Here is a 26644-nt window from a genome sequence, read left to right as displayed (position 1 = left end):
ACCTACTCCTCTTTAAATCTAACTTTAATAACCTCTTTAATCTTGGTTCCGGTTCGTTCAGCGCTGAGCCGAACTGAAGTCTCGCCCGAACCATCCCTTGTAATTCTTGCACTCATCTGAACCACTGAGCCGTCGCCCAGTTTCCCTAACTGCCCCCCATCCCGCGCCTCAGACTGACCGCGAGTCAATATATTGAACATTTTTTTTGCGCCAGCGGCGCCACCATGCCCCTCGTACTGGTTGGTTCTTCTGCCAGCACGCCCCCCGGTGGGACCCAACTGATCTGCAACCGAGTCAATGTACTTCCGTGCTTGGGAAAAATCCTTCCCGGCCATTATGGCGCCACGCATTGCCGCAGCCAACGCTGAAACGAATCCTCCACCCTCTATCGCTGCACCACCGGTTGTGCCCGCGACCGCCGATCCTCCAACAATTCTCAGCATCAGACGGCCATCTCGCCCGACTTGCTGTTGTGCCTGATCAAGGGTCAGGCAGCTGGAAGTGTCGTGGCAAGAACGTGGATCCGACACTTGACGCCCATCTGGGTCAGTAAAGCGGTAGGGATTGCCATCTCCGTACCTGTAGCGACTGAACTGTCCAATCGGGCTCTGATATGCAGCGACCGGATCGACAGACAGAAAGCCTGCCAACGCAGGATCATAGTACCGCTGCTGCATGTAACTCAGCCCGGTCCCCGAGTCCGTCACATGCCCCGTATATCCCGGCCCATCCTTCAACGGCCGATTCACCACCGCCCCATACGGCTCATACACCGTACGCTCGATGACGTTTCCGCTGGCATCGGTGATCGCCACCGGTGAACCCAGTGCATCAGTGTGGATGTACTCGACCACTTCCTGGGCGACTGCCGGAGCCACGCAGGCCGCCAGCACCACCACCGCGAGTACCGCCCGAATCAACAGCGAAGAGAGTCCATTCATGGCTTAGTCCCAGCTCAGTACACCTTGGGTGACCGGCCGTTCGGCCGACCATGGGGAGCAACCGCCTGCATTACAGGCACGCACGCGATACTCATGCGCGCAGTAGGTCCCGCCATTCGACTGCACGTAGGTCTTGGGGCCCGTGTAAAGACGCTTGCCACCGCCACCGCTTTCAAGCTGATACTCGGTTGCGTCTGCCACCAGACTCCATCCTGCAGAGCACTGGACCTGATAGGGCGGCCTGCGGGTCGTCAACCACTCTGCTAGATAGAGACTCGTCGCCCCCGGCGGCAGCACCACCGCGACAGTCACGACTCCCGAGTACGGACTGCACCCCGCGAAATTGCACGCCCTCACGCGATAGGCGTAGCTGCCTTTACCACGGCTGGCACCAAAGCTGTTCCCGTCGCCGTTATGCACCACCGTCCAGCCACCACCGTTGGCGCTCTCCTCCAGCACGAAGCTCTCGCTGTTGGCCGGCACCGACCAGCTCAGGCTGTACTGCGGCACGTTCACCAGGCCCGGCGCACTGATCACCGGCTCGATCGTCGGCGGCCCGATCACCGCTACCGTCGACGTGGCCGACCACGGCCCGCAGCCTGCGCCATTGCAGGCGGCAACCCGATAACCATAGCTGCCCACACCACGCACAGCGGTGGCATAGGAACCCGCGTTGCCGTCGAACAGCGTGACCCATCCGCCACCATTGCTACTCTCCTGCAAGGTGTAACGCGTGGCACCAGCCACCCCGTTCCAGCCAATACCAATACTGCCCGGCGCAGCGCGTGCCGGCGCAGAGAGTCCGGGCGCAGTGGCAGGCGGATATACGACCGTCACCGCAGCCGTGGCGCTGTATCCCGTGCACCCTACCGGGTTACATGCGCGAACCCGGTAGTTGTAGCTTCCCGCTGCCTTGCCACTGAAGGCCTTGGACTGACCGATGGCGTTGTGCACCTGGGCCCAAGCGCCACCATTGGCGCTTTCCTCCAGCTCATAGCGCTCGGCACCGGAAGCCGCAGACCAAGCTACGTTGTAGCTGCCGTTGAAGGCTGTGGCAGGCACGTTCAGGGTCGGCACGGTGGATGGCGCCAATGCCACGGCCACTGACGCGACATTGCTCCATCCGCCACACACCGCACGACAGCCGCGCACGCGGAACTGATAGGTCCCCGTGACCAGGCCTGTGCTGGTGAACGATTGCGCCGCGCCATCGAAGACCGTGCTCCAGGTGCCCGCAAGGGCACGCTGCAACTCATAGCGGTTGGCACCGCCGGCCGGGCTCCAGGTCAGGTTCACGCTGCCCTGGGTGATGTAGCCCGGCGCACTCAGCGCGGGAACGCTGGGTGCCGCTTCGCCATGCACCTGGGAAACCAAACTGCCTGACAGGTAGAGATAGTCGGTCTGCTTGCCGGTACGTTCGTTGCGCTGGAATCGCAGCACGCCGCCGTTGTCGTAGAACGAGTAGATTGCCCCCTTGCCACTGGCGCTGGCCTTCACCCGGCGACCGTGGGCGTCGTACTCGTAGCTCTCTGCTGTTCCGGCCGCGCGCAGCCGGTTGCCGTAGTCAAACGCGAAAGCCTGACCATTGCGCACCGAAAGATTGCCCTGCACGTCATAGCCAAGACCGGTCACGGTTGCGCCGGTTCCGGTTTCAATCACGTTGACCAGTCGATTGGTCGGATCGAAGTAGTGCGTACGATCGCGGCTGCCGACCTTGGCACGGCGCAGGTTGTCCAACGCGTCATACTCATACAAGGCGTTGCCGAAGCCCGGCGCAGTGACCGTCCGCAACCGGTCCAGGCCGTCATAGGTCATGTCCCGGTTGCCGGGCGCCCCGGGCAGACCATCGGAAATGGCCATCACGTTGCCACCAGCATCGTAGTCATAGCTGTCATCCAGCACTGCGGCCGCTGCAGTGGCATCGCGGCTGCGGTCGGGCAGCCCGCGGGCATTCTGGGTCAACGTGTGCACGATTCCGTTGCCATATACGAAGCGGGCCAACGCGCCGTTGGCAAAGTAACTGGCCTCCTTCGCATAGCCGCCGACCGCCGTCGCCCGACCCAGTGCGTCCGGCGTATAGCTGACGACACGCCCACCCGGATAGGTATTGCTGGCCAGTGTGCCGTTGGCATCGTAGCCATAGGCCAGGCTCAGGCTTCCCAGATCCGGATGCTGCAGGGTTTCGCCGCTGAGCAGGCGGCGGCGGTTGTACTGGTAGCGGTTGACGACCATCGGCCGGGCCGGATCGTTCTGCGTGCTGATCTCGGCCGGCAGACCATCAGGCGCGTAGGACCAGTTCTGATTTCCGCGCCCATCCGGGAAGATCAGGGACGACAAGCGGTTGGCGGCGTCGTAACTACGCTTCACCGCACGTCCGCTGGCCAGGGCTTCACTTCGGTTGCAGTCGGTGGTGCTGGTCAAACCCGTGCCGGCCGCCGACCACAGCACGTTGCCTGCCGCGTCGTAGTCCTGCACGGTCGCACCGGTTTCCGGCTCGATGGTCTTGCACAGCTGCTGGTAGCCGTCATAGACGTAGCGGCGGGTGAGCGACTGGCTGCCGTCTGCATTGCGGCGGGTGATCGCCAGCGGCTTGCCCAGCGTGTCGCGCTGGATCTCGGTCACCACGCCTTCCGGGTGCTGCAGCGTCAGCGGCATCTCGTAGCTGGGCTGGTCGTAGGCAAGGTGACGGGTCGTCGTGGCCTGGCCGCGGGGGTTGGTCACCTTCACCGACAGGTTGCCCACGTACTCGGTGCGGGTAACCAGTGCCCCCAACTCGGACGATTGACTGACCACGGTGGGGCGGCCCAACGCGTCGTACTGCGTCGTGGTGCCAGTCAGGGTGGCATTGATATCGGAGAGCTGCCGCGTGGGATACGAGGCAAACACGGTCTTGCCGCTGGTGTCGTAGCGGGTCACCACGGCACTGTCCAGCACATTGTTGGCGTTTTCGGTCACCAGCACCGGGCGGAACATCGCATCCAGGTAGGTATCCGTGCGCCGTCCGCCCTGCGTGCGGGAGTGCTTCCACGCACCGGCGGGCACCCCCAGCTGCGCGCCACCCAGCCGCTGCAGGTCCATGGTTACGCCATTCCAGTTAACGCTGTCGCCGCCAGGGAACTGCTGGCTGCGCAGCCTGCCCATGCTGTCGTAGCTGAAGCTGGTGATTGCGCCGGTTTCGTCGGTCAGCGAGGTGATCCAACCGTTGTCGTCCACAGCAACCGTGCGCACCGCACCATTGGGCGCTTCGGGCGTGGCCGGCAGGCGGAGCTGCTGCGGAACACCACGCTTCCATCCCGACAGATGGCTTGTATTTCCGCGGCCATCGGCCACCGATGCAACCGTGCCGTCGGCTGCGTAGGTCACCTGCTGGGCCAAGCGGCCAAATGCGTAGGCGCGCAGAGGCAATGCTTTGGCCGTATCGAATTCGGTGCGGGACTGTTCGATGCCATTGAGCACACTGCGCGCCGCCTGGCCGTTCACCCATAGCGTGGGATTGTCGTAGTAGCTGGTGCTGCTGGTGCGACTCTGGCCAGCGGAATTCGCTTCGACGACGGTGACTTCGCGCGCAAATGCATCAAAGGCCTGCACGGTGCGGGTGAACTGCACGCCATCCTGTTCCACAACAGTGGATTGAACGGGGCGGTTGTAATGGGCCTTGAGATCGCTCGCACCGTACTTGAAGTCCTTGCCAGCCTCTTTCGGGAAGGGCGCCGCATCCAGCTGGGCATCCGGATAGTAATTGTTGCGGTCAACGCGCACGACCGAGCCACCCGCACGCGTTGTCGTGGACAGCAACAGGCCGTCGTTGTAGGCAACTTCCTTGCCGAACTCGTAGACGCGAACGACACCATCGGGCAACGTCTCGGTAGTGATCTTCGGCTCCGCCTGGCCTACCGGGATTACTGGACCGCCCAGGTCCTGAGCGTAGGCACCATTGAGATTGGTGTATTGATAGGTCCACTGTGCAGTAGGCATCCCCGGACCGCTGATGGTCTTGGCCACCAGCGACATTGCGTCACGGTAGACCGGCGTGTAGTTCCAGCCATCGGCAAACAGGTGATTGTCACCAGAGGTCTGGCAATCCAGCTTCACATTCTTGCGCCCATGGCGGAACGGACGGAACAGGAACGTTCCCAACGCACCCGACGGATGCTGGATACTCAGGGTGATCTCGCTGGCCACGATCTTGTTGACGCGCGAGCATGTGGCCGGGTAGTCCATGTACTCCCAGATGCCCTGCCCGATGTAGTCGGCGTACTTGTGGGTGACTGACAGCGGCGGCAGGTTGTAGACCCATTGGGTTCCGTCCGGCAGCGTCACTGTCCGCAGGATATCGGCCTCCGTGTACCCGTAAATCCAGGTGCGCCCTGCAGCGGTTGCGGATGCGATCAGTCCTTTCGCGTTGTAGGCCAGGCTGATCTCGCGGCCATCGTTGGCAACCATGCGCAACAGCCGGTCGCCGCTCCACTCGTAGCGCACCCAGTTGCCGAAGCGATCCACAACCTGCGATGGGTACAGGAACACAAGCTTTCGATTCAGCAGTGCATTGCTTTCAGGTCCGTAGGGTTGCAGCGTTGCACCGTTGTGGGGCTTGGCGACCATCCAGTCGAAGTAGTACTTGGTGCCGTCGGGAGCATGGCCAAGGAAGCCTTGTCCCGGCTGTCCACTCTTCAGGGCGGTCAGGCAACTGAACGTCCAGCCGCCCTTGGTATTCCAAGGCGCCGGTTCGCCAAACTGTGGCTGCGGCTGACGCGCATCACCGCTGCCTCCCAGGACCGGCTCACCGCCACCACCTGGCAGGGAGAGGCGCACGCCATCCCAGAAAGTATTGGGATAGAAATTTACGGTTTGGGTGCGGCGACGGTTCCAGACCTCCAGTGACGGAGGCGCCGCCACCGTACTGCAGCGCGCAGCGGGCGCCCAATAGCCGACAGCAGCGGTCTCCGGCAGATCGCCATAGACGCCGGACATGGACGGGATATCCAGATCCCAATCCGAGAATGGGCTCTCACTACTGCGATCGCCATCGCGATAGCTGCGGCCCAAGGTCATCGTCAGGCTGCCATTGCCCGGAATCGAAACATCCGTGGCCTTGAAGCTGATCGAACCGTCATAGAGGTTGACCTGCTCGCCGAAGATCTCGCCCTTCAGCGGTTCGACAATGTCCCCGTACTTCAGCCGCTTGTCGTACTCCTGGCGCCAGGTGGGAACGATCTGGGCTGAAACGCCGACCGGTGCCAGCACACACAGGGCAATGACACCGAGAAACAGACCCTTGGCAGCCGTTGCGGCGAGCGGATGAGAAATGAGGCCAGACTGCATGAAGATCCTCCCTGGATCGACGTCCCTGTGTGCCCCACCTGCGCCGAACGGCAGTTGGCCTTCGACCAGGCGGCACCCACTCCGGCAGACAGCCACGCGTTGCTTCACGGTGGGCGGGTGCTGACCATGGATATGAACGAATAATGAAGACGGCGTCAACCCTGCGTATTGGCCACACTCGGCAAAGTCGACCCAAGCGGCAGCCTCCCGCGCCCTTCCCCGCTCCACCTAGAATGTCCCCATGAGCACCCTGACCTTCCGCGCCGCCACGTCGGCCGACATCCCCGCCCTCATTGCCCTCGTCACCTCGGCCTACCGCGGCGACGCCAGCCGCGTCGGCTGGACCACCGAAGCCGACCTGCTGGACGGCGCCCGCATCGATGCCGAAGGCATCCAGGCCGACCTGGACCGCCCGCGCTCCACCATCCTGCTGGCCGAACGCGACGGCCAACTGGTAGCCTGCGCCCACGTCGCCGATGTCGACGGCAAGGGCTACTTCGGCATGTTCTCGGTCGACCCGGCCCAGCAGGGTGGCGGCGTCGGCAAGCAGCTGATGGACGCCGCCGAAGCGCACGCCGCACGCGAATGGAAGGTGCCGGTGATGCAGATGACGGTGATCGACGTGCGCGACGAGCTGATCGCCTTCTACGAGCGCCGCGGCTATCTGCGCACCGGCATCAAGAAGCCGTTCCCGTACGGCGACGAGCGTTTCGGCATTCCCAAGCGCGACGACCTGCGCTTCGAGATCCTGGAAAAGCCGCTGGCCGGAGCCGCCGCGTGAGCGATACCTGGACCTTCGTCTGTGCCGGCACCGAGCTGCTGCCGGGTGAAATGAAGAGCGTGTTCGACGAGGTAACCGGCACGCCGATCGTGGTGTTCAACCTCGACGGTGAGTTGTACGCGCTGGAAGACCAGTGCACGCATGAAGAGTTCGAGCTGTCCTCGGGCGAGTTCAACACCACCGAGGGCAGTGTGGAGTGCGTGCTGCACGGCGCACGCTTCGACGTGCGTGACGGCCGCGCCCTGTGCGCCCCGGCCTACAGCCCTGTGCCCAAGTTTCCGGTGAAGCGCGAGCACGACGCCGTCTGGACCCGCGACGACCGGGATTGAGGCGGCGCTCGGCCCAGAGAGCCCCCCAGAGGGCGCCCCGCGGGAGAGCATCCACCCATGGGGTGGATCTACCGAAAGGCCATTAGAGCCTCCCCAGGGCGTCCCCGGGCCATCTCGGTGGCCCGGAACGACCCGTACATGCGAATCATTATCGTTGATGTTATTCTACGTAACATCTTCGTAACGACTCCGCCCCCGCGCCATGGCTTCGCCCGCGCCCACCGCCACGCTGTGCCAGCTTGCCCGTCAAGGGTGGCCGCTGCTCGTAGCCGTGCTGCTGACGCTGGTGTTGGGCTGGTCTGCGTTGCATGAAGGCAGGCACACGGCGACCGCCGATGCGCCGACTCTGTATGCTCATGATGTGTCGCCCGCGTCCCCGCCACACGTGCTGCCGCACGAACAGGCGATGCACCCCGCTGAATCCGAACCCGATGGCAGTCGCGGTGACAAACCTCGTGTCCTGCGGCGACTCTGCCTGCAGCACCCTGACAATGCACCTGCAGACGCTCCGGCGCCGGTGACACCGACCCCTCCGGTGCTCGCACCGGGCCGGCGCCAGCCCCCATCCCACGCACCGCCCGCGCTGCTGGCCTGACGCTCTGCTGCGCCATGCGCAGCCGCATCCGCACGCCCCCCCCTCGTTCTACGTACTGCTGCCGCGCGGCCCGCGCCGGCCGCCTCTCCCTGTTCCCCTTCTGCAGACGCCCATGAACCCGATCAAGAGCCGCAAGCACGCTTCGCCGCTTCGTACCCTGCCGCTGGCCACCGCCAGTCTTGCCGCCGGCCTCGGCCTGGCCACCCTGCCCACGCTGGCCCACGCTGAAGCCACCGACAACGCCCGCACGCTGGACAAGATCGACGTGCACGCCACCCGGGGCTACAAAGCCGACAAGGTGGCCTCGCCGAAGTTCACCCAGCGCCTGCAGGACACGCCGCAAACCATCCAAGTGATTACCAGCGACCTGTTCAACCAGCAGGGTGCCACCACGCTGACCGAGGCGCTGCGCAACAGCCCGGGCGTGGGCACCTTCTATGCCGGCGAGAACGGCAACACGACCACCGGCGATGCGCTGTTCATGCGCGGCTTCGACACCTCCAACAGCTTGTATGTGGACGGTGTGCGCGACCTGGGCTCGATCTCGCGCGATGTGTTCAACATCGAACAGGTGGAAGTGACCAAGGGGCCGGCCGGCACCGACAATGGCCGTTCGGCGCCGACCGGCGCGATCAACCTTGTCAGCAAGCAGGCCAACCTGCAGGACGCGACGTCGGCCAGCATTTCGCTGGGCAGCGACCAGCAGCGCCGCGCCACCGCCGACTGGAACCAGTCGCTGGGCACCACCAGCGCGCTGCGCATCAACGGCATGTGGCAGGACAGCGACCAGCCCGGCCGCGACCACGTGCAGAACAAGCGCTGGGGCATCGCACCGTCGCTGGCCTTCGGTCTGGGTACCGCCACCCGCTACTACCTCAACCTGCTGTATGTGAAGCAGGACAACGTGCCAGATGGTGGCGTGCCCACCCTGGGCCTGCCGGGCTGGACGCCGCAGCCGACGCTGGAAGCGCTGGCCGGGCACCCGGTCGATCCGGAGAACTTCTACGGCACCCGCGCCGACCACGATGACGTGACCGCGAAGATGGCCACGTTCCGTTTCGAGCACGACTTCAACGACAGCGTGCGCCTGACCAACACCGCCCGCTGGGGTCGCACCGAACAGGATTACCTGCTCACCGCCTTCATGGGCACCGGCGTGCGCGGCGCAGGCGGCCGCCCGACCGGCAACATCACCTATGCCAACCCGGCCGACCTTTCCAGCTACGCCATCGCGCGCAGCCTGCCGACCTTCAAGGACCAGCGCAACACGATCCTCACCGATCAGCTGAACCTGCGCGCCGACTTCGCCACCGGCGCGGTCGGGCACGCATTGAGCGCTGGCCTGGAATTCACCCGTGAAGAACTGGACAGCTACGGCCAGGCCGCCGCTGCCGGTACCAGCTGGCCCGCTGCGAACCTGTACAACCCGGACTGGAACGTCAGCGGCCTGAACTGGGCGCACAACGGCGCCGATGCGCATGGCAAGACCACCACCTCCTCGGTGTACCTGTTCGATACCCTGTCCTTCGGCGAAAGCTTCCTGTTGACCGCTGGCGTGCGTGCAGACCACTACAAGACCGAGTACGCCAGCGCGTCGGTGTGTGGTGGCCGCGGCGGCCCGGCGTGTGGCAGCAATCCTGCCGGCACGGTGCTGCGCAACCCGACGCTGGACGCGTCCGATACGCTGCTGAACTGGAAGCTCGGCGCCCTCTACAAGGTCGGCGATACCGTCAGCGTCTACGCCAACTATGCCATCTCGCAGCAACCCCCGGGTGGCGCCAACTTCCAGCTGAGCAGCTCGGCCAACAGTGCCGACAATCCCAAGCTGGACCCGCAGAAGGCCAAGACCTTCGAAGTGGGCAGCAAGTGGGCGTTCCTGGATGACGCCCTGGCAGTGAACCTTGCATTGTTCCAGACGGACGTGGACAACGAGATCAACACCACCGTGCTCGACGATGCCGGCAACCCGACCCAGACCGGCAGCAAGCGGGTCAAGGGCGTGGAGCTCTCCGCAGTCGGCCGCCTGACCGACAACTGGTCGGTCAGCGCCGGATACAGCCACCTGGACACCGACGTAAGGGAAGGCGCGAAGGTGGCCGCCGATGGCACCACCAACCTGACCTATACCCCGGACGACACGTTCACCGGCTGGACCAGCTACACCCTGCCCTACGGCATCACCGTGGGCGGCGGCGTACGCTATGCCGCCGGCATGCACCGCGGCACCGACGGCGCGGTGGGCACCCCGTCGTTCACCAAGTCCTACGTGGTGTATGACGCGGTCGTGTCCTGGGCGATCAATGAGACGATCTCGCTGCGCTTGAACGGCTACAACCTGTTCGACAAGCAGTACGTGGCCAGCATCAACAAGAGCGGCTACCGTTACACCCCGGGTGCCCCGCGCACCTTCCTGCTCAGCGCGGACATCCGCTTCTGATGCAGCACGCGGGGGAGCCCACTCCCCGCGCCCCCAAAGGAACCGCCATGCTGCTGCACATTCCCGACGTGCTTTCACCCCAGGACGTGGCGCAGGCACGCAGGCGACTCGACGCTGCAGACTGGACCGACGGTCGCGAGACCGTCGGTGCACAGGGCGCGATGGTCAAGCACAATCTGCAGCTACCCGATGCATCTCCCCTGAAAGCGGAGCTGGGCAGGGACCTACTGGCCGCGCTGAGCCGCAGCCCCTTGTTCTTTGCTGCCGCGCTGCCCCTGAAGATCCTGCCGCCGCGCTTCAACCGCTACAGCGGTGGCGGCACCTATGGCTTCCATGTCGATGGCGCGGTGATGAACCTGGCCAACGGCGAACAGCTGCGCTCGGACATCTCCTGCACCCTGTTCCTGTCCGATCCGGACGAATACGAAGGCGGCGAGCTGATCATCAGCGATACCTACGGCGAGCACGAGGTAAAGCTGCCGGCCGGCGACCTGATCGTGTATCCGTCCAGCAGCCTGCACCAGGTGCGGCCGGTCACCCGCGGTGCGCGCGTGGCCTCGTTCTTCTGGGTACAGAGCATGATCCGCGACGATGTGCAGCGCCGCCTGCTGTGGGAAATGGATGGCTCGATCGAGCGCCTGCGGCAGACCGGCGGTGACGCCGAGGCGGTGCTGCAGCTGACCGGCGTGTACCACAACCTGCTGCGACGCTGGAGCGAAGTCTGAGCCCCATCCGGCCGACCCGCGACAATTTGGCAATCATTCTCATTTGCAACAGCTAACAGCTCTCATTACAATCACGCCCCGTTGATGCCGGCCGCTGCCGGCAGACCCTTGGGGACCCCTGCTTGCTGCGCCCGCTTCGCCCTCGCCCACTCATCCATCGCAAGATGGGCACCGCCATGCGCGGCCAGCGTCCTGCGCTGGCCAGTCTGCTGGCGTGGGTTGCGATGCTGGCTTTGCTGCTGGGCACCCTGCCGCTGCTGCCACACGGCCAGGCCGGAATGGCCGTGCAGATGCCGCTGGAAGAGCGCGGTGGCGAAGCGTCCCCGCAGGAAGAAGCACCGGCCAAACTGCGCCGCTGTGCTGCCGCCCCGGTGAAATCGGCCGAGAAGGCACGCCCGCCGTTGCTGCTGGCCAGCCAATGGCTGCGCACCGAGCTTGAACTCGTACCCACCACGCCGGCCATGCCCGGCGTGCGCCCGGACTGGCCGCTGGCCGCTCCGGACACGCCCTGGGCCGACGCGCCCGGGCGCCGCCAGCAACGCGGCCAGGCGCCGCCGCTCGCCTGAATCACGGCCCCGCGTGACCGCCTGCGCGGTCGTGCCCGCACGCCGCTGCCTGCTTCATCCCTGCCGCCCCTGACCGGGCCTCCCCGTGCATGCCGCGCCGTTCGCGCCTGGCATTGCACCACCCTGCATCCTTCGAGGTTACTGCCATGGCCCAGCGCCATCGTGTCCGTTCGTCCCTGTCCCGTACCCTGCTGACCAGCGCCGTGCTGGCGGCCATGACCGCCCCTGCCTTCGCCCACGGTGACGCTTCCGGCGCGCCACAGACACTGGACAAGGTGGTGGTCACCGCCTCCGGCTTTGAGCAGAAAATTACTGACGCGCCGGCCAGCATTTCAGTCATCACCCAGGAAGAGCTGTCCAAGCGCCCATACATGACCCTGTTGGATGCAGTCCGCGATCTGGAAGGCGTGGACGTTGGCGAGACCCGCGACAAGACGGGCCAAGGCACCATTTCCATGCGCGGCATGGGCTCGGACTACACGCTGATCCTGATCAATGGCCGCCGCCAGAACAATCACGGCGACATCTACCCGAACAACTTCGGCGGCAACCAGTTCAACCACATCCCACCGCTGGACGCGATCGAGCGCATCGAAGTCATCCGCGGCCCGGCTTCCACACTGTACGGCGCCGACGCCATGGGTGGCGTCATCAACATCATTACCAAGCGATCGCTGGACCGCTGGAGTGGCTCGGCCACCCTTGCAGGCACCTTCGAGACCGATGACGATTTCGGTGACGACCGCACTGCAGACCTGTATGTGACCGGCCCAATCGTTCCCGGTGTACTGAACCTCAGCGCACGCGCCAGTTGGTATGACCGCGATGCTTCCAATCCCGTCTACTCGCCGGCGATCGACCCCAACGGCACCCCCCATGCGCGCACGCTGGGCTTTGGCGGCGGTGGTAAAACAGTCGACAACACGAATAAAGCAGGTGGTCTGAGCCTTGAATGGAACATCAACGAAGATCAACGCCTGACGCTTGACTACGACACTTCGCGCCAGGAATACGACAACTCGATCAAGATCAATGATGCCGGTGTCGAGGAGTACCCGGTTGGTACGGTAGACAACATCAACAGCATCTGGCGCACGGCCAATTTCTGCCGCAACGGCAGCGGTGCCAATGCCAACGCGTGCCGGACCAGTGGTGGTACGTGGGCACGCCGGGCCGACCCGCGCGTGGGCTATGGACCGACCCAGGAATTCACCCGCGATGCATGGGCGTTGACCCACGAGGGCAAGTGGGGCTTTGGTAACAGCCTGGTGTCCCTCTCGCACGTATCAACCAACAACGATGGCCGGACGATGCCATTCACTGTCGCGGAACGCGAGTTGCTGCTGCAGATGATCGACGGCACCGGTGCCTATAGCGGCCGCTCAACGGCTGAACGCCGCGCGCTGGCTGAATCGACCTTCCTGCCACGGCCTCGACGCACGCTCGAAAGCGCCCAGTACACCTTCGATGCAAAGTTGGACATTCCCTTCCAGGCCGCAGGCCAGCATGTCGCTGTTGTCGGTGCGCAGGTCATCCGTGGTGAACTGACCGACGGCGTGTTCGGCACCGAGCGCGGAATGCCCGGCCAGAAGCAGGAGCACAACATGTACTCGCTGTTCGCTGAGGACACCTGGACCGTCATCGCGCCGCTGGGAATCACCTATGGCCTGCGCTACGACGACCACGAGGTATTCGGCGACCACTTGAGCCCGCGCCTGTACGGTGTGTACACCGTCAATGAACAGTGGACGGTGAAGGGTGGTGTCAGCACGGGCTTCAAGACACCCAAGACCACTCAGCTGTACGACGGCGTCACCGGCTTCGGCGCGCAAGGCACGCTACCGATGTTCGGCAATCCGAACCTGAAGCCCGAAACCAGCACCAGCACCGAACTGGCGGTCTACTGGCAGCATCCAGACGGGCACAACTTCAATGCCACGGTGTTCCACAACCGCTTCGACGACAAGATCGCCTCACAACCCTGCGGCGGCCGCTTCGCTCTGGCCTGCACCTCAACGGGCGACTACGCCGAGCTGGGCTACGCCAACAGCAGCAAAACGGTGAACATCGATGAAGTGATCATTCAGGGCGCCGAAGTAGCTGGTCGATGGAACATCGGCGAGCGTTTCGGCCTGCGTGCGAACTACACCTACACGGACAGTGAGCAGAAGAGCGGCGCGGAGAAGGGCCTCCCGCTGGGCAACAGCGCGCGGCACATGGCCAATGCGACCTTCGACTGGCAGGTCAGCGAGCGCTTCAATATGTTTCTGACTGCAGAGGCGCGCTCCAAGCGCTTCCGTGGGCTCAACGCCACTACGCGCGAGAAGCTCTACTACAAGGACTACACCACTCTGCATCTGGGTGCTTCGTTCGAAGCGACGCAGTGGCTGACGGTCAATGCACGTATCAACAACCTGCTGGACCGCGATTTCACCACCTACCAAGCCAGCTTCACCGACCTGGACGGCAGTGGGGTATATGGCGATTCGAGCAATGAAGTGCTGTTCGAAGACGACTACAACAACAAGGACAAGGCCCGCAGCGTCTGGGTGAGCCTGAACTTCAAGTTCTGATCGTTAGCGCTCCATCCACGCATGGCGTGGATCTACTGATCTGCGGGATTGCCGGCCAGTCGGTAGTGCCGGCCGCTGGCCGGCAATTCCCCCCCAGGGATACAGAACGACACGCAATTGCGAGCTATTCTCATCAATGATGTAATGGGCAGTCCCCGTCCGCCTCGAACCGTGCCGTGAGCCGTCCTGCCTCTTCCACCGTGCAGCAGCAACAGAACCGTGGCTTCTGGCTGCGGACGCTGCACCAGTGGCACTGGATCAGCTCGGCGGTCTGCCTGATCGGCATGCTGCTGTTTGCGGTGACCGGCCTGACCCTCAACCATGCCGCGAAGATCGAGGCCAAGCCCGAGGTGCAGAACCAGCATCTGGAACTGCCGGCCGCGCTGCTGGGCCAGCTGGGCACGCGCGAGGATGGCAACGCGCCGATCCCGCGCCCGGCACGGCAATGGCTGGACACGCAGCTGGGCATCGCCATCGGCGGGCGCCCGGCCGAGTGGTCGGCCGAAGAGATCTACCTGTCGCTGCCGCGCCCCGGTGGTGACGCCTGGCTGAGCATCGATCGCGAGACGGGTGCGGTGGAGTACGAATCGACGTCGCGCGGCGTGGTGTCCTACCTCAACGACCTGCACAAGGGCCGCAACGCGGGCCCGGCGTGGGGCTGGTTCCTGGATCTGTTCGCCGTGGCCTGCCTGGTGTTCTGCATCACCGGCCTGTTCCTGCTTCACCTGCATGCACGGCAGCGGCGCATGACCTGGCCGCTGGTCGGCCTCGGCCTGATGATCCCGCTGCTGATCGCCCTGCTGCTGATCCACTGACTTTCCTTCGTTTCCGGAGCCGCCCCATGCGCGTCACCCTGACCATCGCCCTCAGCGGCCTGCTGGCCACCTCGCCGGCCTATGCCACCACCCTCGACATCAACGTCGAAGTGCCCAAGCTCAACGTGGCCGAGTACCACCGCCCGTACGTGGCGGTGTGGCTGGAAGGCGCCGACCAGAAGGTCGCGGCCAACCTGTCGGTCTGGTACCAGCAGACCAGCAACAGCGAAGGCCACGGCACCAAGTGGCTGCCGGACCTGCGCCAGTGGTGGCGCAAGAGCGGCCGCACCCTGCAGGTGCCGGTGGACGGCGTGACCGGCCCGACCCGCCCGGCCGGCAAGCACGCGCTGTCGTTCAACGACAGGCAGCCGGCGCTGAAGCAGCTGGCTCCGGGCAACTACACCCTGGTGGTGGAAGCGGTGCGCGAAGTCGGCGGCCGCGAGCTGCTGAAGATCCCCTTCACCTGGCCGGCCACCGCCGCACAGAACGGCAAGGCGCAGGGCGCCACCGAACTGGGCCAGGTCACCCTCGCCGTCAAACCCTGAAAAGGGGACGGAGGGGATTAAGTCGTAATTCCCCTCCTCTCGCCGCACCACCCTGCATCCACCTGGAGTCTTCCGCATGAAGCGCACGCTTGTCCTCGCCGCCGCTCTGGCCGCTGCCCTTCCCTTCTCCGCCCTGGCCCACAAGGCCTGGCTGCTGCCCTCGCAGACCGTGATCGCCGGCAATGCGCCGTGGATCACCGTCGACGGTGCGGTCTCCAACGACCTGTTCTATTTCAACCACGTGCCGCTGCGCTTGGAGTCGGTGGTGATCACCGCGCCGGACGGCAGCACCGTGCAGCCGCAGAACGCGTCCACCGGCAAGTACCGCAGCGTGTTCGATGTCGAGCTGAAGCAGCCGGGCACCTACCGCATCGCGTCGGTCAATGACGGCCTGTTCGCCACCTATGAGAAGAACGGCGAGCGCAAGCGCTGGCGCGGCAGCGTCGCCACCTTCGGCGAACTGCCCAAGGACGCGAAGAAGCTGGAAGTGAGCCAGTCGGTCGGCCGCGTGGAGACCTTCGTCACCAACGGCGCCCCGAACGACACCGCGCTGAAGCCGACCAACCGTGGCATCGAGCTGGTCGCCGTCGGCCACCCGAACGATCTGTTCGCCGGCGAGGAAGCCACCTTCCGCGTGCTGGTCGACGGCAAGCCGACCGCCGGCCTGAAGTTCGAGATCGTGCGTGGCGCCACCCGCTACCGCAACGCGCAGGACGAGCTGAAGGTCACCAGCGATGCCAAGGGTGAGATCAAGGTGACCTGGCCGGAAGCCGGCATGTACTGGCTGGAGACCGGCACCGAAGACAACAAGACCTCGGTGAAGCAGGCCGCCAAGCGCCGCCTGAGCTACGTCGCCACGCTGGAAGTACTGCCGCAGTAATGACGTGGACCGCGATGCCGGGCACGCCCCGGCATCGCGCCTGCAGCACACCACCATGACCGATTCCCTGCTCGACATCGCCCGCCTCGGTGGCACCACCATGGGCACCACCTGGAGCGTGTCGCTGGTCGCGTCGCGCCAGCGCGACCTGCACCCGCTGCATGCTGGCATCCAGGCGCGGCTGGACGAGGTGGTCGCGCAGATGAGCACCTGGGAGCGTGGTTCGGATCTGAGTCGCTACAACCGCGCCGACGCCGGCCAATGGTGCGTGCTGCCAGCCGAAACCCGTCACGTTCTGGCCTGCGCACAGGCCATCGCTTCCGCCAGTGGCGGCGCCTTCGATCCCACCATCGGTCCGCTGGTTGCACTGTGGGGCTTCGGGGCACATGCCGGCGAACGCCGCCAGCCCGACGACGCTACCCTGCAGGCCACGCGTGATCGCTGCGGTTGGCAGCGCCTGCAGTGGCAGGACGATGCGCTGCTGCAACCGGGTGGACTGGAACTGGATCTCTCTGCGATCGCCAAGGGCTTCGGCGTCGATCACGTGGCCGCCTGGTTGCGTGGACAAGGCATCACTGCCGCGCTGATCGAAGTCGGCGGCGAACTGGCCGGCTACGGCCGCAAACCGGACGGCCAGCCGTGGCGCGTGCTGGTGGAATCCGCACCCGAAGAAGACGTGCACACCGATACCCCGCCACGGGTGCTGGCGCTGGACGGCAAGGCGGTGGCCACCTCCGGTGATCGCTGGCACCAGTACCAGGCCGATGGCGAGGCCTACAGTCACAGCCTGGACCCGCGCTCGGGCAGACCGGTGCGGCAGGTTGCAGCGGCGGTCACGGTGGTAACCGACGACGCCATGCACGCCGATGCATGGGCCACCGCACTGACCGTACTCGGTCGCGAACAGGGCATGGCACTGGCCGAGCGCGAAGGACTGGCTGCGCGCTACCTGCAGCGTGCGGCAGACGGCCCCCGCGAATTCCTCAGCAGCGCCTTCCAGCGCCTGCTCGACGAGCAGGACGCATGAGCGCACGTCCATCGCGCGCCTGGCTCGGCAACGCACTGGTTCTGCTCCTGCTGGCAGCGATCGGCTGGGCACTGCTTCGCCTGCATCTCGGCGAAGCGTGGTGGCGGGGCGCACCACCGGCGCGGCAGTCGCAGATCGCGGTGCTCGCCACGGTGCTGTATGCGCTGGCCTGCGCGGCCCTGTGGTGGCGTGGGCGCCCGCGCGACGACGCCGCAACCGGAGACACCGCGCCCATCCTGCTGGTCTGGTCCAGCCAGACCGGCTTCGCCCGCGAACTGGCCGAACGCAGCGCCGAGGCCCTGCGCGGTGCCAGCGTGCCAGTGCGCGTGCGCGGACTGCATGAGGTGGATGCAGCACTGCTGGCTTCCAGCCAGCGCGCGTTGTTCATTGCCAGCACCACCGGCGAAGGCGATCCACCCGACCACGCCCTGCCGTTCCTGCGCGGAGTGATGGCCACGCCGCCCTCGCTGCAGCACCTGCACTACGGGGTGCTCGCGCTGGGCGACCGCAGCTATGGCCACTTCTGCGGATTCGGTCACCAGCTGGACCAGTGGCTGCGCCAGCACGGCGCGCATCCGCTGTTCGATGCGATCGAGGTCGACAACGCCGATCCGGCAGCACTGCGTCATTGGCAACAGTTGCTGGGACAACTCGGCGGTAACGCCAGCGAACTGCCCGACTGGAGTCCGGCCGAGTACCAGCCGTGGACGCTGCTGCAACGCGAGCATCTGAACCCGGGCAGCCCCGGTGGTCCGGTGTACTGGTTGCGCCTGCAGCCCCCGGCCGATGCAGTTGCGCAGTGGCAGGCCGGTGACATCGCCGAGATCGGCCCACAGCACGCATCGCACACCGTGCGTGCCTGGCTGGATGCACAACGCTTCGACGCGGACACCGTGCTGGATGACGGGCAGACGTTGCTGGCACGCGTCGCGCGCTCGCACCTGCCCTCATTGGTTCCCCCGGGTGATCTGCCTGCCTTGCTGGCGACCCTGCAACCGCTGCCGCATCGCGAGTACTCGATCGCCTCGGTCATGGCCGACGGTGCGGTTGAGCTGCTGCTGCGCCGCCAGCTGCGCGCTGACGGTACACCCGGCATCGGCAGCGGCTGGCTGTGCGACCACGCTGCCATCGGCGAACCGGTACAGCTGCGTCTGCGCCGCAACGACAATTTCCATGGCGCGCCCGCCGATGTGCCGCTGCTGCTGATCGGCAACGGCACCGGCATCGCCGGCCTGCGCGCGCATCTGCACGAACGCGTACGCAGTGGCGCACGCCGCACCTGGCTGCTGTTCGGTGAGCGCACCGCCGCGCATGACTTCCACTTCGGTGAAGAACTGCAGGCGATGCTGGCCGACGGCACGCTGGTGCGGTTGGATGCAGTGTTCAGCCGCGATGGCGGTGCGCACCGCTATGTGCAGGACCGGCTGCTGGCCGAAGCGGCAACGCTACGCCAGTGGGTGGATGAAGGCGCCACGATCCTGGTCTGCGGCAGCCTGCAGGGCATGGCCCCGGCGGTGGATGCAGTGATCGAGCAGGTGCTGGGTACCGCGGGCAAGGAAGCGCTGTTGCTGGCCGGTCGTTACCGGCGCGATGTGTATTGAGGCCACCGCATCCTGGTGGGTGCGAACCGATTCCTGGTGGGTGCGAACCGCTTTCTGGTGGGTGCGAACCTTGGTTCGCACCATGACGCGGTGTCGGTGGCCGCATCCACGCATGGCGTGGATCTACTGAACAGATTCGGCTGGCGCGAACCGCATTCTGGTGGGTGCGAACCTTGGTTCGCACCGTGACGCGGTATCGGTGGCCCCATCCACGCATGGCGTGGATCTACTGAACGGTGTGTCCAGACATGGTGGCAACCGCATTTGCAGTAGATCCACGCCATACGTGGATAGTGCCAACCGGCGCCCAGGAATCATCCCGCCGCCGCACTGATCCGGATCGCCAGCAACTCGCCACCGCCCTGCAATGCATGACGCTGCCGTTCACCGGCCGCCAACCACGCAGTGTCTCCCGCCTGCAACGCCGGCAGGCCACTATCTGCACCAAACTCCGCCTGACCGGCCAGCAGATGCAGCGCCCAGGCCACGCCCGGCTCGCAGAAGAAGAACATCGTGCCCACCAGCGGCCGGTGCAGCAGCTCGGCCTGCAGCAGCTCGCGCTTCCACATCAGGTTGAAGTCGTGGGTGGTGCCATCGACCAGTTCGCCGTGCAGCGCTTCCTCACCGGCGAAACGCACGCGCCCGTGCGGCGGCAGGACCTCGGCCACACGGCCATCCTCGAAACGCAGGCGCACGCCATTGCCCTGCAGCAGCACCAGTTCGCGCTCCACGCCGGGGAAGGCGGAGAACGCGGCATCCTGCTCGATCTCGGCCACCGACAGGCGTAGCGCCCAGTCATCACCCTGCGCCGGCAGTCGCAGGATCTCGCGGGTCCAGCCCAGGCCGTTGCGCCAGCGTTCGCGGCGATAGTCCAGGCGGGAGATCACCTGGCTCGGAGTGTGCAACAGGGAGTCGATGTTCATCGGCGCATTGCATCATGCCGCGCGCCGTCATGCATCACCGCGTGGCGAGCGTGCCCTGGCCACCACACTCACCGCCCAGCAGCTGCGAGTGCTTCAGCCAGTCCTGGTCGGGGTAGTAGGCGAACACCATCGTGCCGCCACGCAATGCGTCGATCAGCGGCTTGGCCACCGACAGGCGTACCGCAGGGCAGCCCAGGCTGCGGCCGAGCCGTCCCTGCAGCTGCGCGGTCGCCGGGTTCACGTAGGGGGCGCCGTGAATGACGATGGCGCGTTCGCGCGCGGTCGTTGAAGCCCGGTTCCAGCCCGGCCAGGCGCAGCGAGTACCCATTGCCGCCCATGTAGGTCTCCTGCGCGGTGAACGCGCCAAGACTGGACATGAAGCTGCCATCGCGGTTGGAGAAGTGCTCGGTGCGGTTCTCACCGCTGTTGCGGCCATGCGCCACCCATTCCTCGAACAGCAGGCGCTGGTGGGCCAGGTCGAACACCCACAGGCGCGGCTCGGTGGACGGCCGAGAATAGTCGATCACGCTGAGGCGATCACCATTGATGCCCAGCTCGGGCCGCTGCAGCGCGCAGCGCATGGCGTGCGCCGCCAGCTGCAATACGTGGCGGTCGGCCTTGGGCGCACTGCGCGACAGCAAGGCAGCCAGATCATCGGCACTGGTGGCAAGGGCGGGCGTCTGTGCCAGCGCCGGAGCACTGGCCGAGGTCGCCAGCAGGCCGAACGCGGCCAGCCGGCACAGGCGGGATGCAGTCATGGGCACAACGAAGGGACTCAGTTGCTCTTGAGGGTGGACCCTGGCGGCTCGGATTCCAAGACCGGCTGCATTCCGGATTCAGCCGGGCTTGGGCGGACCGCCGGCAGCGAGGTCACCAGCAGGGTCGTGCCCGGCACCAGCACCTGGTACAGCTGGCGGGCGAAATCGGCCGGCAGCGCCATCGGCAGCGAGGGCGTGGCCAGCAGGTCCGGGGTGGCCTGGGCACGGTCCTGGCCCAGCAGCGGATAGGCCGTCCACTGGTGCAGGCGCTGGTTCACGTCCAACGGGCTGGGCGTATCGCTGTAGCCCTGCCCCATCACGAACAGCGTGGTGCCCTGGAATGCCGGCAGGGCGTCGGCCTTCAGCGGCGACTCGCCGATCATCACGCCATCGCGCAGCACGTACAGGCGCTGGTCGTGCAGGCTGACCAGGATGCCGACCTGCCCGGCCGGCGCTGCGGCGTCATCCCACCAGGCCTGCGCCGGGGCCCCATCCCCGGTCTCCGGAAGGGCCTGGCCGCGCGTTGACCGGTGCCAGCACCGACGGATAGGCCAGCGTCATCGGCGAGCTCTTGGCATCGGCCACGACCACGGTGTCGCCACGCTGGGTTTCACTGAACAGCTTCTGCGCGAAGGCCTGCGGCAGCCGCACGCAGCCATGCGAGGCCGGATGACCAGGCAGGCTGCCGCCATGCAGGGCGATGCCGTCCCAGGTCAGCCGCTGCATGTAGGGCATCGGCGCGCTGTTGTAGAGGTTGGACTTGTGGTCCTTGTCCTTCTGCAGGATGGTGAACACGCCGGTCGGCGTCTCATGCCCAGCCTTGCCCGAGCTGATCGTGGTCAGGCCGATGGCAATGCCGTTGCGGTACACGTACGCGCGCTGCTCATCGAGGCTGACCACCAGCACGATCGGGCCGGTCGGTGAAATTTCCGGATGCCACAGGTATTCGCCCGGCTTGAGGTCGGTCGGTCCGCGCACTTCGGCGGTGCTGGCTGCGGCAGCGGCAGGCTTGGCGGCCGGCGTCGGCGCAGCGGCATGGCCCAGCAGCGGCAGGGCCAGTGCAAGGGCGAGCATCAGGGTAGTGGGGCGGTGCAGAAGCATCCAGCGGGGGTCCTTTCCATGCGGTGCGGCCACCGTACACCATCGACCCGTGGTGGCCGCGGCAAAACCAAGTGCCGGAAATGAAACTGCCCGGCGACACAGCCATGTGTCGTACCGGGCAATCGTTACGTCCTTGTCGGCCTGCTGCCGCCCCCTCGCATCCTGCGCTGTGGGGGTAGCGTTGCATCCTGCACGCGGCCGCGTCTGTCCTGTTTGTATCTCAGCCCCTTCCACAGGTCTGTGATGCCACCATCCTGGTGATTGGTGCCGCGTCCTGCGGCGGTCGGTGGTCACGGCCTTCCTGTCCGTGTCCGGTGAACCAGCCTCCTGCCGGTTCCGACGATTCCTGCTGTCAGCGCCTGGGTACGGTTCGCACCGGTACCGATCCGGGTACCGGATCCGCCGGCAACAACCTGTTGCCTACGGTGATCCGCTGTCGATTCCGTTCGACGATTGCTTTCCCTATCCCCTTCACCTGCGTCAGGTCCTCGACGCGATGAAACGGGCCGTGTCTGCGCCGGTGCTCGACGATCGCCTCGGCCTTGGCGGCTCCGACCATCGTCAATCCCTGCTGCAGCGCCTGGGCATCGGCGCGGTTGATGTCGATCGGTTCGGCGGCATGCGCCCCAGCGATCCACACGACCAGCACCAGTGCCCTCAACACGACACTCCAAGGCACGACGTGTATCTCCTTGTGATTCTGGCCGTCCCGACCGGCAATCCCGTCGGTAGGAACAGTGTCCGTCACCACATGCACACAGCCTATCGGTTTCCTGGATTTCTAAAAGCCAGCCAAATACCCGACGTGATGTAGGAAAAACCCTACCCGCGGCACAGGCGTAGAATGGCCGGATCAGCCCATGCAACCGGAGTTTCAGATGGACAGCGCCAAGCTCGGCCAATTCGTCAATGACAAGTGGGACAGCGAGATCGTCCCGCAGTTGGTCGACTACATCCGCATTCCCAACAAGTCGCCGATGTTCGACGCCAATTGGGTGCAGAACGGCTACATGGAACAGGCGGTCACCCTGATGGAGAACTGGGCCAAGGCCCAGCAGCTGCCCGGCCTGAAGGTTGAAGTGGTGCGCCTGGAAGGCCGTACCCCGCTGATCTTCCTGGAAATTCCGGCTACCGGCGCCGAAACCGGCGACGACACCATCCTGCTCTACGGCCACCTCGACAAGCAGCCGGAAATGACCGGCTGGGACGACGACCTCGGCCCGTGGACCCCGGTCCTGCGCGGCGACAAGCTGTATGGCCGCGGCGGTGCGGACGACGGCTACGCCATCTTCGGCTCGCTGGCCGCGGTGCTGGCACTACAGGCCCAGGGCCTGCCGCACGCCCGCTGCGTGGTGCTGATCGAAGCCTGTGAAGAGTCGGGCAGCTATGACCTGCCGGCCTACGTCGACCACCTCGCCGACCGCATCGGCAAGCCGTCGCTGGTGGTCTGTCTGGATTCGGGCTGCGCCAACTACGACCAGCTGTGGTGCACCACCTCGCTGCGCGGCCTGACCGGCGGCAACTTCACCGTGAAGGTGCTCAACGAAGGCGTGCACTCCGGCGATGCCTCCGGCGTGGTGCCGTCCAGCTTCCGCCTGCTGCGCCAGCTGCTGTCGCGCATCGAGGACCAGGACACCGGCCGCATCCTGATCGACGGCATGAACGTTGAGATCCCGGCCGAGCGCCAGGAACAGGCCAAGCGCGCCGCCGAAGTGGTCGATACCGAGATCTTCGAGAAGTTCCCGATGGTCGACGGCCTGCGTCCGATGAACGAGGACCTGACCGAGCTGGTGCTCAACCGCACCTGGCGCCCGGCACTGTCGGTCACCGGCGTCGGTGGCATGCCGGCGCTGGAATCGGCCGGCAACGTGCTGCGCCCGCAGACCTCGGTGAAGCTGTCGCTGCGCCTGCCGCCGACCGCCGATGGCAAGACCTGCGGTGAGCTGCTGAAGGAAGCGCTGCTGCGCGACCCGCCGAACGGTGCGCAGGTCACTCTGGATCTGGAAAAGGCATCCACCGGCTGGAACGCCCCGGCCATGGCGCCGTGGCTGACCCAGGCCATCGACGACGCCAGCCAGGCCTTCTTCGGCAAGCCGGCGATGTACATGGGCGAAGGTGGCTCGATTCCGTTCATGGGCATGCTGGGTGAGAAGTTCCCGGGCGCCCAGTTCATGATCACCGGCGTGCTCGGTCCGCACTCCAATGCACACGGCCCGAACGAGTTCCTGCACATTCCGATGGGCAAGAAGGTCACCGCCTGCGTGTCCAAGGTGATCAGCGAGCACTACGCCGCCAGCCTGCGCGGCGAGACCAGCGGTTCGCCGGTGGCTGCCGACAGTGGCACCCGCCACGGCGACCACGGCTGCTGCTGAATCCGGCACACCGTGACGGACGCAGCCTGGCCTTGCTAGGCTGCGTCCACCCTTGGTGGAAATCGCGCGCATGAATGGTCTGTTCGGCAGCAGCAGCTGGCTCTACATCATCCTGGTCGGCTTCTTCGTCGGCCTGCTCGGGCGATTCTTCATGCCCGGCAACAACCGCATGGGCTGCCTGCTGACCATCGTGCTGGGCATCATCGGCGCACTGCTGGCCGGGTGGTTCGGCCAGTACATGGGCTGGTACGCCCCCGGTGAGCCGGCCGGCTTCCTCGGTGCGGTGCTGGGCGCGGTGGCCGTGCTGGCCGTCCTGCGTCTGTTCAGCGGTCGCCGCTGATCCCGCACCCTCTTCCCTTCCTGTTCCCGACGTAGGCGCGCCCGGCGCGCCCGGATATGCCTGCATGACCGAACCCGCCTCCGATCCCCAGCGCAGCGCGCAGCGCCTGCAGTGGGCCCGTACCCAGCTCGATGATTCCAGTGCGGTGGTCGAACGCGCCTCGGTCGATGCCGGCATGCGCAGCTACTGGCGCACCACCAGCACGCGCGGCAGCCACATCGTGATGGATGCCCCGCCGGGGCTGGAAGATCCGCGCCCATGGCTGCGCATGCGCGGCCTGCTGGATGACAACGGCCTGCGTGTGCCCGCGCTGCTGGCGCAGGATCTGGATGCCGGCTTCCTGCTGCTGGAAGATCTCGGCGGCCCGACCCTGGCGAAGATCCTCGACGAGCGCAACGCCGATGAATGGTTCGGCCGCTCGATCGAACAGCTGCTGCGCCTGCAGGCGATCCCGGTGCCGGCCGACTTCGGCCAGTTCGGCGAAGCACTGCTGCAGCGCGATGCCGGCCTGTTCGACGAATGGTTCCTGCAGCGCCACCTGAACCTGGAACTGGACTGCGGCGAGATTGAAGGGCTGCAGCTGGTGCACCGCCGCTTGATGGACAACGCGCTGGGCCAGGCCCAGCTGATGACCCATCGCGACTACATGCCGCGCAATCTGATGCCGGTCGAGAATGGTCCGGCAGTGCTGGATTTCCAGGACCTGGTGCGCGGCCCGATCGCCTACGATGCGATGAGCCTGTTCAAGGACGCGTTCCTGAGCTGGCCGCTGCAGCGTGTGGACGAGTGGCTGGCGCAGTATCACGAGGCGCCCGCAACGCCGGCCTGCCGGTGCCCGACCGCGCCACCTTCCTGCGCGATGCCGACTGGATGGGCATCCAGCGCCACGTGAAGATCCTTGGCCTGTTCTGCCGCCTGCGCTACCGCGACAACAAGGGTCACTACCTCGACGACGCGCCGCGCTTCATCACCTATCTGGACGAAGTGCTGCCGCGCTACCGTGAGCTGGCACCGCTGCAGCAGCTGCTGGAACACCGCATCAAGCCGGCGCTGACCGACCTGGCCGCACCGATGCGCGTGGCCCGATGAAGGCGCTGGTCTTTGCTGCCGGCCTCGGCGAGCGCATGCGCCCGCTGACACTGCACACGCCCAAGCCGCTGCTGGACGTGGCTGGCAAGCCGTTGATCGTCTGGCACCTGGAACGCCTCGCGGCGCTGGGCATACGCGAGGTGGTGGTCAACACCGCATGGCTGGCCGAGCAGTTTCCGGCGACACTGGGCGATGGCAGCCAATGGGGCCTGCGCCTGCATTTCCTGTACGAAGGAGCGACCCCGCTGGAAACCGGCGGCGGCATCCTCAATGCCCTGCCGGTGCTGGGCGACGCCCCGTTCCTGGTGGTGAACGGCGACATCTGGACCGATTTCGATTTCGCCACGCTGCCGCGCGAGCCGCAGGGCCAGGCGCATCTGGTGCTGGTCGACAATCCTGCGCAGCACCCCCACGGTGACTACCGGCTCGACGCGCAGGGCGTGTTGCATCACGACCGCGAAGGCCCGTGCCTGACCTATGCCGGCATCGGCGTGTATCGCCCTTCCATCGTGGCCGACTGGCGCACGGTGATCGGCGATGCGCCGGGTAGCGAGCGTGTTCCGCCGAAGTTCTCGGTGGTGCCGCTGCAGAAGCACTTCATGGCGCAGGGATTGATGACGGGGCAGCACCATCGCGGGCGCTGGACCGATGTCGGGACCGTGGATCGCCTGCGCGCGCTGGATGTTGAGTTGGCCGCGAACGGCTGAGCCCCTCGTGGCTGGATGCCTAATCAGTAGAGTCGAGCTTGCTCGACTGCAAAGCCGTGCTTGGCCGGGCGGGATGGGTACGCGGGGGACGCCGTGAATCCATCCATGGAGGCTTGTCCGCGGCATCCATGCCGCAGACACCCCCGCGTACCCATCCCGCCCGGCCTCTGACAGTTTCCGTGCGCGTCCAGCCACGGAAAAGAAAAAAGAAAAGCAA

18 protein-coding genes and 3 pseudogenes are annotated in these 26644 nt (G+C 65.7%); 15 read left to right on the top strand and 6 right to left on the bottom strand.

Going from position 1 to position 26644, the window contains the following annotated elements; translation table 11 throughout:
* Positions 1–2: 2 nt before the first annotated feature.
* Both ACZK2V_RS05570 and ACZK2V_RS05565 read right to left on the bottom strand, forming a co-directional pair.
* The gene (locus ACZK2V_RS05570; protein ID WP_080355180.1) at positions 3–941 is read right to left on the bottom strand and encodes an RHS repeat-associated core domain-containing protein; all 939 of its coding nucleotides are present in this window, start codon (positions 939–941) and stop codon (positions 3–5) included.
* Between the two features lie 3 nt (positions 942–944).
* Positions 945–6263: a wall-associated protein gene (locus tag ACZK2V_RS05565; protein ID WP_486322979.1), complete on the bottom strand. Its 5319-nt coding sequence runs from the start codon at positions 6261–6263 to the stop codon at positions 945–947.
* A 241-nt stretch (positions 6264–6504) separates the two neighbouring features.
* Here ACZK2V_RS05565 and ACZK2V_RS05560 point away from each other — a divergent pair, with 241 nt between their 5' ends.
* The 11 genes from ACZK2V_RS05560 to ACZK2V_RS05510 all read left to right on the top strand — a co-directional run bounded on the left by ACZK2V_RS05560 (position 6505) and on the right by ACZK2V_RS05510 (position 19137).
* Entirely contained in the window at positions 6505–7044 is a 540-nt protein-coding gene (locus ACZK2V_RS05560; protein WP_049398806.1) for a GNAT family N-acetyltransferase, read from the top strand.
* A complete protein-coding gene (locus tag ACZK2V_RS05555; protein WP_100437470.1) occupies positions 7041–7373 on the top strand; it encodes a non-heme iron oxygenase ferredoxin subunit in 333 nt (110 codons plus the stop codon). The genes ACZK2V_RS05560 and ACZK2V_RS05555 overlap by 4 nt, the downstream gene beginning before the upstream one ends.
* A gap of 707 nt (positions 7374–8080) precedes the next feature.
* Complete coding sequence (locus ACZK2V_RS05550) at positions 8081–10405, top strand: catecholate siderophore receptor Fiu (RefSeq protein ID WP_486322978.1); 2325 nt, start codon at positions 8081–8083, stop codon at positions 10403–10405.
* A 47-nt stretch (positions 10406–10452) separates the two neighbouring features.
* Positions 10453–11130, top strand: a complete 678-nt coding sequence (locus ACZK2V_RS05545) for a Fe2+-dependent dioxygenase (RefSeq protein ID WP_049463140.1) — start codon at positions 10453–10455, stop codon at positions 11128–11130.
* A 164-nt stretch (positions 11131–11294) separates the two neighbouring features.
* Positions 11295–11696, top strand: coding sequence for a hypothetical protein (locus ACZK2V_RS05540; RefSeq protein ID WP_049398800.1), 402 nt, complete (start codon positions 11295–11297; stop codon positions 11694–11696).
* Between the two features lie 146 nt (positions 11697–11842).
* Positions 11843–14269: a TonB-dependent receptor domain-containing protein gene (locus ACZK2V_RS05535; RefSeq protein WP_486322977.1), complete on the top strand. Its 2427-nt coding sequence runs from the start codon at positions 11843–11845 to the stop codon at positions 14267–14269.
* A gap of 176 nt (positions 14270–14445) precedes the next feature.
* Positions 14446–15084 (top strand): PepSY-associated TM helix domain-containing protein, encoded by a 639-nt coding sequence (locus ACZK2V_RS05530; protein ID WP_049463137.1) that lies wholly within the window; start codon positions 14446–14448, stop codon positions 15082–15084.
* 26 nt (positions 15085–15110) lie between these two features.
* On the top strand, positions 15111–15629 hold the full coding sequence (locus ACZK2V_RS05525; RefSeq protein WP_005408420.1) for a DUF2271 domain-containing protein: 519 nt from the start codon (positions 15111–15113) through the stop codon (positions 15627–15629).
* Between the two features lie 76 nt (positions 15630–15705).
* Complete coding sequence (locus ACZK2V_RS05520) at positions 15706–16509, top strand: DUF4198 domain-containing protein (protein ID WP_486322976.1); 804 nt, start codon at positions 15706–15708, stop codon at positions 16507–16509.
* A 55-nt stretch (positions 16510–16564) separates the two neighbouring features.
* Positions 16565–17536 (top strand): FAD:protein FMN transferase, encoded by a 972-nt coding sequence (locus ACZK2V_RS05515; protein WP_107433685.1) that lies wholly within the window; start codon positions 16565–16567, stop codon positions 17534–17536.
* Entirely contained in the window at positions 17533–19137 is a 1605-nt protein-coding gene (locus tag ACZK2V_RS05510; RefSeq protein ID WP_486322975.1) for a sulfite reductase subunit alpha, read from the top strand. The genes ACZK2V_RS05515 and ACZK2V_RS05510 overlap by 4 nt, the downstream gene beginning before the upstream one ends.
* A gap of 314 nt (positions 19138–19451) precedes the next feature.
* Here the strand turns inward: ACZK2V_RS05510 and ACZK2V_RS05505 are convergent, their stop codons facing one another.
* The 4 genes and pseudogenes from ACZK2V_RS05505 to ACZK2V_RS05490 form a co-directional block, all read right to left on the bottom strand.
* Positions 19452–20060: a HutD/Ves family protein gene (locus tag ACZK2V_RS05505; protein ID WP_049398795.1), complete on the bottom strand. Its 609-nt coding sequence runs from the start codon at positions 20058–20060 to the stop codon at positions 19452–19454.
* 34 nt (positions 20061–20094) lie between these two features.
* Positions 20095–20818: pseudogene (locus ACZK2V_RS05500) on the bottom strand (murein L,D-transpeptidase catalytic domain family protein).
* A gap of 17 nt (positions 20819–20835) precedes the next feature.
* Positions 20836–21919, bottom strand: a pseudogene (locus ACZK2V_RS05495) (L,D-transpeptidase).
* A gap of 352 nt (positions 21920–22271) precedes the next feature.
* Positions 22272–22598, bottom strand: coding sequence for a ComEA family DNA-binding protein (locus ACZK2V_RS05490; RefSeq protein WP_012510302.1), 327 nt, complete (start codon positions 22596–22598; stop codon positions 22272–22274).
* Positions 22599–22797: 199 nt separating this feature from the next.
* Between ACZK2V_RS05490 and ACZK2V_RS05485 the strand changes: the two genes are divergently transcribed.
* The 4 genes and pseudogenes from ACZK2V_RS05485 (at position 22798) to murU (ending at position 26427) form a co-directional block, all read left to right on the top strand.
* Positions 22798–24291: a M20 family metallopeptidase gene (locus ACZK2V_RS05485; RefSeq protein ID WP_010483606.1), complete on the top strand. Its 1494-nt coding sequence runs from the start codon at positions 22798–22800 to the stop codon at positions 24289–24291.
* Between the two features lie 70 nt (positions 24292–24361).
* The gene (locus ACZK2V_RS05480; RefSeq protein ID WP_049398791.1) at positions 24362–24631 is read left to right on the top strand and encodes a GlsB/YeaQ/YmgE family stress response membrane protein; all 270 of its coding nucleotides are present in this window, start codon (positions 24362–24364) and stop codon (positions 24629–24631) included.
* Between the two features lie 64 nt (positions 24632–24695).
* A pseudogene (locus ACZK2V_RS05475) lies at positions 24696–25720 on the top strand (aminoglycoside phosphotransferase family protein).
* Positions 25717–26427, top strand: a complete 711-nt coding sequence (gene murU, locus ACZK2V_RS05470; RefSeq protein ID WP_107433679.1) for an N-acetylmuramate alpha-1-phosphate uridylyltransferase MurU — start codon at positions 25717–25719, stop codon at positions 26425–26427. The pseudogene ACZK2V_RS05475 and the gene murU overlap by 4 nt, the downstream one beginning before the upstream one ends.
* The last annotated feature ends 217 nt before the right edge of the window (positions 26428–26644 follow it).

The organism is Stenotrophomonas sp. 93052_Sma (assembly GCF_056481145.1).
The sequence above is the reverse complement of the archived record's forward strand: the minus strand, read 5'-3'. Positions and strand labels throughout refer to the sequence as shown.